Here is a 9275-nt window from a genome sequence, read left to right as displayed (position 1 = left end):
AGAAGTGGCGGAATGGACGGGACTCGAACCCGCGACCCCCTGCGTGACAGGCAGGTATTCTAACCAACTGAACTACCACTCCACACTGTGCCTGGAACGATTAACTTTTAACGCCTTAGCGCTGACAAGCTACCTTTCCCGACCATTCCGCTTTGAAGACTCGCCTCAGAACGGAGTGCGAATTTTAATGGCTTTTCCTGTGTTGTCAAACGGTTATCGGAAATATTTTTTAAACGCAGAGTATTCGCCTGATTCCCCGGGAATCCCGGCAAAAACTGAGTATCGTTTCACCAGTTGTCACCTGACCGGGCACGATAAAGCTGGTACGCTCTGCTCCTTTCGCTCTCCAGGCCAACGATATCCCAATCCATGACGCACAATGTAAAAAACCACCTGGATCGACTGATCCAGGAAGCACTTGATCTTACCCATAAGGAGCGGGGAAGACTGCCAATGCAGCCCTACCAACAGGAGTGGCCATCGCCCTGCGTGATCAATGCACCCCAGAACCGCCCCGTAGAAGGCGAGCTCATCCGGTGGACCCCGGTTTCCCAGCACCCTCCCAGTGATATGTTTACGCGTCTGGGCGATGCATTGAGCCTGGAGATTCATCCGGATATCACGGACTGGTACTGCAGCTACTGGAGTGACCCGATCCCCGCCACTCACTCCGAAGGGGAGTTAACGTTACTGTTGTGCTGGAATCCTGAAGATATGGAGAGACTCAGGGCCAATCTCATCGGCCACGTTATGGCCCGACAAAAACTCAAGCTGCCGCCCTCTTTCTTCTTCGCCTGTACCGAGGGCGAGGAGTTCATGACTCTGGATAACACCGACGGTCGCATCTGGCTTGAGAAGCCCGGCCGCAAACCGATCCGGTTGCTGGCAGAGTCCATGACCGAGTTCCTCGACAAACTTCACTCACGTCCCATCCCCGACGTGGAAGGCTGACGCACGGTTGTCGGCTTTCCTTCAAAAAACGTCAGATCCCCTCCCGTCAGTTGGCTGCAAGCAACAACAGCATTCCCTTATCCCCCGTCGTTCGGTCTCCAGAACCAGGGCTCAATCCTTGCAACAGTCGGCCCGCTTTAACCGCACATAACTGACAAGAGGGATAGGCTACTATGGCTACCATCTATTTTTCGTCGCCTCTGATGGCTCGGAACAAGAAAGTTGAAGCAGTAGCAGGCAAACGCTCCACACTTCTCGGCGTTGCAAAGGAGAACGGAATTAAGATCCCGTTCGAATGCGAGGACGGCGAGTGTGGCTCCTGCCTGGTTAAAGTGGTTCATCTCGACGGTGAACGCATCAAAGGGATGATGCTAACCGACAAAGAGAAGAGCGTTCTGAAATCGATAGGGAAATTGCCGAAAGCGGAACTGGAACGCGCGGAAGTCAAAGACCTTCCGCCTTCCTTCCGGCTCGCCTGCCAGACGATTGTCACTGACGAGGATCTGCTGGTCGAGTTCACCGGAGAGCCGGGCGGCGCCTGATTCTCCACTGCTCCCATTCTGAGCAACCCTGCGGCCAGCGCCGTGGGGTTTTTTAGTCTTTGGGACCAATCGAGAACGCCAACACCCGGCTAATCTGACATAAGGCGCATCCACCCTCCTGCTGCCAGTGATTAAACGCCTCCTGGACCTGTTTCAGATCGCGCTGCGCGGTCGGCTTTTTATCCACTACACCCTGTGCTTTCAGCGCCGTCACCACATCATCGGTCAGCATAAAGGTATCCTTGCCCACCATCCGCAAAAAATAAGGCGCGGAGTTCCCACCCAACTGCGCACCCTGCTTTTTCAACAGGGTCCAAAGACCGACAATATCGTTCCCCGGCCACTGCGCCAGGAACCGACCAAAGCCCCCGTAAGGCGCGCCCAACTCCGTGACCATCAGAGCATTGACCCGGGCCGCTTTCAGCTTGCCAAGATGGCGGATAAGCTTGTCATTTTGCATCATGCCTTCGATCTGGTCGTCACTTAAAAGCTGAACCTTGTTAGGGTCAAAGCCGAAAAACGCCTCTTCAAAGGCCGGCCACTTGGCGTCCACCAGGGCATGCTTGAGCCCCGCTCGGAAAATTCGCCGGGTCATATCGGACAACAGCCGGTCATCGCCCACCCTGGCCAATGCCTCAAGCTCGAGTGGTGGATTGCCCAGTATGCTTTCCATCGATAGCTCCGGGTGCATTGCGCTCGCCTGCTCACTCAACTGTTTAAAGGTTTTCATCGCCTATCCTCACCTTATACCGCACCCTTCGGGCAATTGTACTGCCCCGATACCGGGCGTATGATAATGCCCTTTTCTCCAACCGCACGACCAGGCACAGCCAGCCCGGGAGTCGCTCCACAGGCGACAGCCCTCCTGTTGCACCTGGCACTCAGGATCAAAAAGATGCCAGCTATCCGCAAATCGAACAAGCTGATCAATGTTTGCTACGACATTCGGGGACCGGTTTTGCAGGAAGCCAAACGCCTCGAAGATGAAGGCCACCGCATCCTCAAACTCAACATCGGCAATCCCGCCCCCTGGGGGTTCGAGGCGCCCGAGGAGATACTGCAGGATGTGATCTACAACCTGCCGACTGCACAGGGCTATTGCGATTCCAAAGGCTTGTTCTCGGCGCGCAAGGCAGTGATGCAGGAGTGCCAGCGTAAAAACATACGTAACGTCGCAATCGATGACATCTACATTGGCAACGGGGTCTCGGAGCTGATTGTCATGTCGATGCAGGGGTTGCTGAACGATAACGACGAGGTTCTGATCCCGGCGCCTGATTACCCTCTATGGACAGCGGCCGTTAGCCTGGCGGGCGGCAACGCTGTTCACTATGTCTGTGACGAACAGTCGGACTGGTTCCCGGACATCGAAGATATCCGCAGCAAAATCACTGACCGCACACGGGGCATCGTGGTTATCAACCCCAATAACCCCACGGGCGCGCTCTACCCGCCGGAACTGCTTGAGCAGATTATCGAGCTGGCCCGGGAGCACAAGCTGATCCTCTTTGCTGACGAGATCTACGACAAGATTCTTTATGACGAGGGCGAGCACACCTCGCTCGCCTCACTCGCTGATGATGTTCTGTGCCTGACCTTCAATGGGCTGTCCAAAACCTACCGGGTCGCCGGTTTCCGGTCCGGCTGGCTAATCGTCAGCGGCCCGAAGCACACTGCCCGTGACTATATCGAAGGGCTGGATATGCTGGCCAACATGCGTCTGTGTGCCAACGTACCCTCGCAACACGCCATTCAGACAGCTCTGGGCGGCTACCAGAGCATCAACGAACTGATCGTACCTGGCGGCCGTCTATACGAGCAGCGGACCCTGGCCTGGGAAATGCTCAACGACATACCCGGGGTCTCCTGCGTAAAGCCGAAAGGTGCCATGTACCTGTTCCCGAAACTGGATCCCGCCCGCTACCCGATCCATAACGACGAGAAGCTGGCACTGGACCTGCTGGTTCAGCAAAAAGTGCTCATCGTCCAGGGCAGCGGGTTCAACCTGCCTGATACGCAGCACTTCCGTCTGGTTTTCCTGCCCGGCGCCGACCTGTTGAGTGACGCCATCGAACGCATCGCTGCATTTCTGCGTACGTACGAGCAGTAGCTCCTGCCGAAAGCAAGGGCCAGCCTGAAATACCTGTGTCATCGCGATGACATATGCTACAACTTTAGTTGCAGCAACCTAAATGTTTCACTCCTCCCGTCGCAGGTGGCGGGAGATGGTCAATGAAGGTGGGATAGCCGTGGACAGAATGTTTATCAAGATCAAAAAGAACCTGGGGATCTACATGGAGCATAACGGGCTGGAGAAACAACGGCTGGTCCCGGTGACCTCCAACTTCCTGCTCAACCTGAACCACGTTGCCGAGGCGTCTTTCTACACCATCAAGGAGCGCAAAATACGCTACGATCTGGAGGGGCACGAGTTCGAACTGCCGACCAATACCCGGGTCGTCCATCTCCAGATGCACTTTCTCTACGCCTCACGAAAAGAGACGATCAACGGCAACAAAGGGCGGCTGGTTGAGCGGCAGTACTACAAGCTCTACTTTTTCCCGGAGAACGTGGAGCCTTACGAGGAACTGCGCGGGATTATCGAAGAACAGGTCGCCAATCTCTAAACCGCAGAAAGGGCGGGCCGACCTCAGGCGCCCGCCTCCTCCTCGAGCAACCAGGTAATCAGATTCAGCTGATCTTCGACATCATCCAACGCACGATGGCGCCGATATTGAGACCGGCTGACCAAGCGATACTGGATACGCTGTTCCGGTGACAGTACGCTTTCGATCCCTTTGAGCGTGAAGTTCATCGGCTGACATCCGGCCTGAAACAGCCGCCGTAGCCAGAATGCGTCAAACTCCAGCGCATCGCACACCACATCCTTACCGAAAAGCGCCGTATTGAGCCGTTCACAAGCCGCTCGGACACCAATTCCAGACTTCGTTAAGGTCGACCACTCGATACCATGCATCTCTTCGGCAAACTCATCCCAGAACACCCAGCCTTCTGCGCTCTCCGGGTTGATCAAGAAACTGTCCTGGGCTCCGCTTTCGGCGCTCTTCCACGCAACCTCAACCGGGTAGGAATCGGGTCCCAACCCACTGGCCTCAAGGTCGATACAGATCAGTTCCACGCACCCTCCCGTTTATACAGCAGCACCTTTACCCCCTGCTCACTATCCTGTTCGGGGAAGTCTTCTCCTTGCGCCAATCGCTCTTTGAACTGAAAACCCGGAGCTTCTTCCGCCATAATTCCGCGCAAGAACTCCTCCCGTTGTTCCGGGTCATTATGGCAGGCCAACACATATCCCCCCGCGTCGACCAAATCAGGAAGCCGCCGCAAAACACGGCGATAATCCTTTTGAGCCACAAAGCTACCGGGCTGAAAACTCGGCGGATCAATGATCACCAAATCATAAGGACCGAGTTTTTTCAGCTTGCCCCAGGAGCGCATTAAATCGTGGGACAGGTAACGCACCTTGTCTTCGGACAACAGGTTTAAACGATGGTTGCGCCTACCCGTTTTCAAAGCACCGGCACTCATGTCCAGATTAACCACCGACGACGCGCCGCCGGCCATGGCCGCGACCGAAAATCCACAGGTGTAGGAAAACAGATTAAGCACGCGCTTATCTGCGCTGTGCGCTCTGACCCACGCCCGCCCTGACCGCATATCCAGAAATAAACCGGGATTTTGATTCGCCAGCGGCCGAATCGCATAAGACAGCCCCGCCTCATTGCAGACAAGCTCGGGAGCGACCTCACCCGCTAAAACACTCGTCTCCGGGTGCCGACTCCGTCCCCGATACTGAAGGCCCACACCGGTGACGCCGTCCAGCGCCATCAAGTAATCCACCAGAGGCTCCAGACTGACCGGCGCCTTGTCGTTATAAACTCGAATAATGGCCACCGGCGGCAGAAAATCGACAACCAGCCAGCCAAATCCTTCGAAACATCCTCCGCGCCCATGAAACAGGCGCCGCATCTCTGCGTTGGCGAGCTGATATTCCGCACCGATTCGCTCGAGTACTGCGTGCACTCTACCTTCCCCCGGTTAAAAAACCGCCAAGTATACATGACTCACGCACCGAATCCCGGCCCATATCATGCGAGGTATTCAGATAGCGTTTTGCGCAAAAGGATTGAAACTTTAACCACTTGCCCCTATCTAAACTGGGCCGACGGTCATATGATCCGCCTCGGCAGCCACAGCGCCCCCTCTCGGGCGCGTCTGGTTTCTATGGATCGATTACATTACGGGAAAAGCAACCGATCATGATGAGAATTGCGCTCTTTCTAGCAACGAACCTGGCGGTCCTCGCTGTCGCCAGCATTACGCTGAAACTGCTGGGCGTCGAATCCTATCTGGCGGGTACCGGACTCAACTACGGATCCCTGCTGATCTTCTGTGCGGTGTTCGGCTTCGCCGGCTCCTTTATCTCTCTTTTCGCCTCTAAAACAATTGCGAAAATGAGCACCCGAGCCCAGCTCATCGAGTCACCACGTAGCGCCGATGAACGCTGGCTGGTGGAAACCGTCCAGGAGCTCGCTGAAAAGGCGGGTATCGGCATGCCAGACGTGGGGGTTTTTCCAGCTCATCAGGCCAACGCCTTTGCCACGGGCTGGAATCGGAACAATGCACTGGTGGCTGTGAGCTCTGGACTGCTGCAACGCTTCCGCCCCGAGGAGGTGCGGGCGGTGCTCGCCCATGAAATCGGGCACGTCGCGAATGGCGACATGGTCACCCTCACGCTGATTCAAGGCGTCGTTAACACCTTTGTCATGTTTTTCGCGCGCATTGTCGGCTACGCCGTCGACTCTTTTCTGCGCAAGGACAACGAAGGCCAGGGTGTTGGTCTGGGCTTCTATATCACCACGTTCGTCTTCGAGATCATTTTTGGCATTCTCGCCTCCATGATCGTTGCATGGTTTGGCCGCCGCCGCGAGTATCGGGCTGATGAAGCCGGCGCTACGCTGGCCAACACCAATGCCATGATTGGCGCTTTACAGCGTTTAAAGGCGGAGTACAACATACCCGATGAACTCCCAAGCCAGTTGAACGCGTTTGGCATCAACGGGCAATTAAAGCAGGGCCTGATGGAGCTGTTTGCCAGCCATCCGCCACTGGATGATCGGATTGCCGCATTGAAACAGCGTCATCGCTGAAACGTGCAACAACGAAGAAGGGGGCCAGACGGCCCCCTTCTTGAGTTCTTCTCGGTACGCTTTTTTAAAAGACCCATTACTTGTCTTTATCTTTCTGGACACTGAACGGGTTGTCATCAATCTCGAGCTTAAGGCCACTTGAAGATGCGGAAGACTGCCCTGAAGTCTCCGACCTGTCCTGATCGGCACGACCACGGCCATAGGGCCGATACAGATCACCCACCTCAGGGCTTCCCGGTGCCACTTCCTCAACCTGCTGAATATAGCGCTTTGACAGCATCACCAGAGAGCGCGTGCTCTGGTCATCCACATGAACAGGTATAAAACCGCGCTCATCGTTCATGATATCCTGCAATCGCTCATTATTCGCCAGGAAGACATTCCCCAGCAAGCGCGTACCATCGAACATACGCACGTAGACTTTAATCTCTGACTTTTCCCTTTTAAGCGCGTCCAAAACGATTACCTCAGCTTTCCAGCCGGCCCACTGCAGAACGACACATTCTTTTCTGATCGCACTGCCTTGTGCAGCTCTCGAGACGGTTCGAATTAAAACAAGATAACAGAGAATTTCCCGGACTGCTCGTGTTAGATCAACAAGATGACTAAAAAACAGCCGTGCTTATATGCATTTCTGTTACACATTCCAAACGAAAACACCGTTTATGGCCCCCCGGGGTTAGCCAACCGATAAAACCCAGACAGATTTAGAGCGCGGGGTCGCCACCCTCAGGCATCAAACCGGTTTCCACAAGGTGCTGCTGATAGACAAACCCTGCCAGTATCAGCCGCGTATCCTCTTCAAGCTCGACAAACTCGACCCCGTGGGCGATGACGTTAAACGCCCCGGACTCTAATTCATGGAGTTTGCGTACCACCGCCGGAGCGAGCACGACATGATCGATCCCGGCCACGGAAACACGCGCGGTGACGAAAATCTTCTGGCCAATTTTCGCGAGCAATTTCGGCGCTTCGATACAAGCCCCTTCTATGTGGATATCCGAGCACCAGGCACTGACCGGTGCCCCCATCATACCCATCTCGGAGTCATCCAGATCTACACTCACCGCGAGATTAACCGGAACCCGTGTATGTGTCCGCAACCGACGCGCATCAACCTGCTCGGGGAAAGCCAGATGCCAGTGTGGATACGGCTGTGCCTGGACTTTTATCAATCGCGTATCAAATGAGCAGACCCAGTTCCCCGCCATCATCCGGGCGGTCAACACCGCTCCCTCACTCAGCACAACGGCACTTCCCGACTGACGCGGCGCGGTTACGACCACCGAGCCCGATTGTCGATATCCGATCAGCTGCACATTAAACCGACCCCGGGATGAGCGCGCCTCGAGCCGGACTCTCTCACCGACACGGGGAGCCAGCTCCGCGAGGCCTTTCTTAACATCTCCGGCGAGACGTTTTTGCAACTGATTCATTCCGGCGCCTCTGTACCCGAAACACGGAATCCCAAGCCGCTCAACTGAGCCATCATGCCCGGGTCAAATCTACCTTGAAGAAGCAGGCTGGAAAACTCTCGCCGCACTGGATAGTGACGGCGCAGAAGATCAAACGCCGCGCGCTGCTCCGGGTCGGTTCGATTCAGCGTTTTACGCAGCTGCCGGTCATCACGAAAAGGATCATAGACCAAGCGCATGGCATCGGCCGGATCAAACCCGGCAGCCAGCTCAAGGCCGGCCACAGCGGGCGGGGGCAAAACGGACGCCAGCGACCGGCAAGCGTCGACGCCGAGCCAGCGACAATACGCCTGGTAGAGCATCCAGCTACCGCGAATCTTTCCGTCCAGACTATAGCCGGCAATATGCGGCGTAGCGATTCGACAATGCTGTGCTAACGCTGGATCAACCGCGGGTTCATGCTCCCACACATCCATCACCAAAGAGAGATCTGGCCGCTGCCGGGCGATATCCAACAAAGCGCCATTATCGATAACCGGGCCGCGTCCCGCATTGATCACCACAGCCCCGGGTTTCAGGCGCGCAAGCCGGCGCGCATCAAGTAAATGCCGGGTCGGCCAGGCACCCTCAACAGTCAGGGGCGTATGCAAACAGACCACATCGACCTCTGACAGCAACCTGTCTATATCAACAAAGCTGTCATCATTCTCCCGCTGCGCCCTTGGCGGATCACAGACTCGCGTCTCCATACCCAAGGCTTTCAGGCGTGCGACTAAACGCCCCCCCACATTACCGGCACCCACGACGCCCACGGTTTGAGCCAACGGGTCCCAGCCATCTTCCCGCGCTAACTGCCAGAGTGCGCTGAGGACATAGTCCACTACGGCATCAGCATTACACCCGGGCGCGCTGGCCCACTGGACGCCCTGCTGTTCCAACCACTCGATATCAAGGTGATCGGTCCCAATGGTGGCCGTGCCGACAAAACGCACCGATGTATTGTCCAGCAAGTCACGATCCACGCGGGTGACCGAGCGCACCAGCAGAGCGTCCGCGCCCTCCAGATGTTCGCGGCGCAGTGAACGCCCGGGCCATCGATCGATTTCAGCGCTGTCACCCCAGAGCCGCTCAACGGCAGGCATATTCTCATCGACTACTATTTTGGGTCGCTCAGACACCGAACCTCCGCGGGGTTT

At 56.1% G+C, this 9275-nt stretch carries 11 protein-coding genes and 1 tRNA gene; 5 read left to right on the top strand and 7 right to left on the bottom strand.

What is annotated here, in order from left to right; translation table 11 throughout:
* Positions 1–5: 5 nt before the first annotated feature.
* Positions 6–82 (bottom strand) — tRNA-Asp (locus tag G403_RS0110505).
* Positions 83–369: 287 nt separating this feature from the next.
* Here G403_RS0110505 and syd point away from each other — a divergent pair.
* Positions 370–951 carry a SecY-interacting protein gene (gene syd / locus G403_RS22950; RefSeq protein ID WP_084404005.1) on the top strand — a complete coding sequence of 194 codons (582 nt, stop codon included), beginning with the start codon at positions 370–372 and terminating at the stop codon, positions 949–951.
* Positions 952–1124: 173 nt separating this feature from the next.
* On the top strand, positions 1125–1493 hold the full coding sequence (locus G403_RS0110495) for a 2Fe-2S iron-sulfur cluster-binding protein (RefSeq protein ID WP_027853958.1): 369 nt from the start codon (positions 1125–1127) through the stop codon (positions 1491–1493).
* 52 nt (positions 1494–1545) lie between these two features.
* Here G403_RS0110495 and G403_RS0110490 read toward each other — a convergent pair whose 3' ends face one another.
* A complete protein-coding gene (locus G403_RS0110490; RefSeq protein WP_027853957.1) occupies positions 1546–2223 on the bottom strand; it encodes a DNA-3-methyladenine glycosylase I in 678 nt (225 codons plus the stop codon).
* A gap of 165 nt (positions 2224–2388) precedes the next feature.
* Between G403_RS0110490 and G403_RS0110485 the strand changes: the two genes are divergently transcribed.
* Both G403_RS0110485 and G403_RS0110480 read left to right on the top strand, forming a co-directional pair.
* The gene (locus G403_RS0110485) at positions 2389–3603 is read left to right on the top strand and encodes a pyridoxal phosphate-dependent aminotransferase (protein ID WP_027853956.1); all 1215 of its coding nucleotides are present in this window, start codon (positions 2389–2391) and stop codon (positions 3601–3603) included.
* Between the two features lie 115 nt (positions 3604–3718).
* A complete protein-coding gene (locus tag G403_RS0110480; protein WP_245578266.1) occupies positions 3719–4120 on the top strand; it encodes a hypothetical protein in 402 nt (133 codons plus the stop codon).
* A gap of 23 nt (positions 4121–4143) precedes the next feature.
* Here G403_RS0110480 and G403_RS0110475 read toward each other — a convergent pair whose 3' ends face one another.
* Both G403_RS0110475 and G403_RS0110470 read right to left on the bottom strand, forming a co-directional pair.
* Positions 4144–4632 carry a 3'-5' exonuclease family protein gene (locus tag G403_RS0110475; protein ID WP_027853954.1) on the bottom strand — a complete coding sequence of 163 codons (489 nt, stop codon included), beginning with the start codon at positions 4630–4632 and terminating at the stop codon, positions 4144–4146.
* A complete protein-coding gene (locus G403_RS0110470) occupies positions 4623–5537 on the bottom strand; it encodes a class I SAM-dependent methyltransferase (protein WP_027853953.1) in 915 nt (304 codons plus the stop codon). Before G403_RS0110470 ends, G403_RS0110475 begins: the two co-directional genes overlap by 10 nt.
* Positions 5538–5773: 236 nt before the next feature.
* On the opposite strand from G403_RS0110470, the gene htpX reads away from it, so the two are divergent.
* On the top strand, positions 5774–6664 hold the full coding sequence (htpX, locus tag G403_RS0110465; protein WP_027853952.1) for a protease HtpX: 891 nt from the start codon (positions 5774–5776) through the stop codon (positions 6662–6664).
* A gap of 76 nt (positions 6665–6740) precedes the next feature.
* On the opposite strand, the gene G403_RS0110460 is transcribed toward htpX, so the two are convergent.
* The 3 genes from G403_RS0110460 to pdxB form a co-directional block, all read right to left on the bottom strand.
* Positions 6741–7121, bottom strand: coding sequence for a DUF6812 domain-containing protein (locus G403_RS0110460; RefSeq protein ID WP_156899678.1), 381 nt, complete (start codon positions 7119–7121; stop codon positions 6741–6743).
* 250 nt (positions 7122–7371) lie between these two features.
* Positions 7372–8100, bottom strand: a complete 729-nt coding sequence (locus G403_RS0110455) for a flagellar brake protein (protein ID WP_027853950.1) — start codon at positions 8098–8100, stop codon at positions 7372–7374.
* Entirely contained in the window at positions 8097–9257 is a 1161-nt protein-coding gene (gene pdxB / locus G403_RS0110450; RefSeq protein WP_027853949.1) for a 4-phosphoerythronate dehydrogenase PdxB, read from the bottom strand. The genes G403_RS0110455 and pdxB overlap by 4 nt, the downstream gene beginning before the upstream one ends.
* Positions 9258–9275 lie beyond the last annotated feature (18 nt).

Origin of the sequence: Marinobacterium litorale DSM 23545 (assembly GCF_000428985.1) — a bacterium.
Classification (GTDB): Bacteria; Pseudomonadota; Gammaproteobacteria; order Pseudomonadales; family Balneatricaceae; genus Marinobacterium_D; species Marinobacterium_D litorale.
The sequence above is the reverse complement of the archived record's forward strand: the minus strand, read 5'-3'. Positions and strand labels throughout refer to the sequence as shown.

Bases quoted from the DNA above. Each gene is read 5' to 3' on its own strand.
- syd (WP_084404005.1), top strand. From the start codon at position 370: ATGACGCACAATGTAAAAAACCACCTGGATCGACTGATCCAGGAAGCA.
- G403_RS0110495 (WP_027853958.1), top strand. From the start codon at position 1,125: ATGGCTACCATCTATTTTTCGTCGCCTCTGATGGCTCGGAACAAGAAA.
- G403_RS0110490 (WP_027853957.1), bottom strand. From the start codon at position 2,223: ATGAAAACCTTTAAACAGTTGAGTGAGCAGGCGAGCGCAATGCACCCG.
- G403_RS0110485 (WP_027853956.1), top strand. From the start codon at position 2,389: ATGCCAGCTATCCGCAAATCGAACAAGCTGATCAATGTTTGCTACGAC.
- G403_RS0110480 (WP_245578266.1), top strand. From the start codon at position 3,719: ATGGTCAATGAAGGTGGGATAGCCGTGGACAGAATGTTTATCAAGATC.
- htpX (WP_027853952.1), top strand. From the start codon at position 5,774: ATGATGAGAATTGCGCTCTTTCTAGCAACGAACCTGGCGGTCCTCGCT.
- G403_RS0110455 (WP_027853950.1), bottom strand. From the start codon at position 8,100: ATGAATCAGTTGCAAAAACGTCTCGCCGGAGATGTTAAGAAAGGCCTC.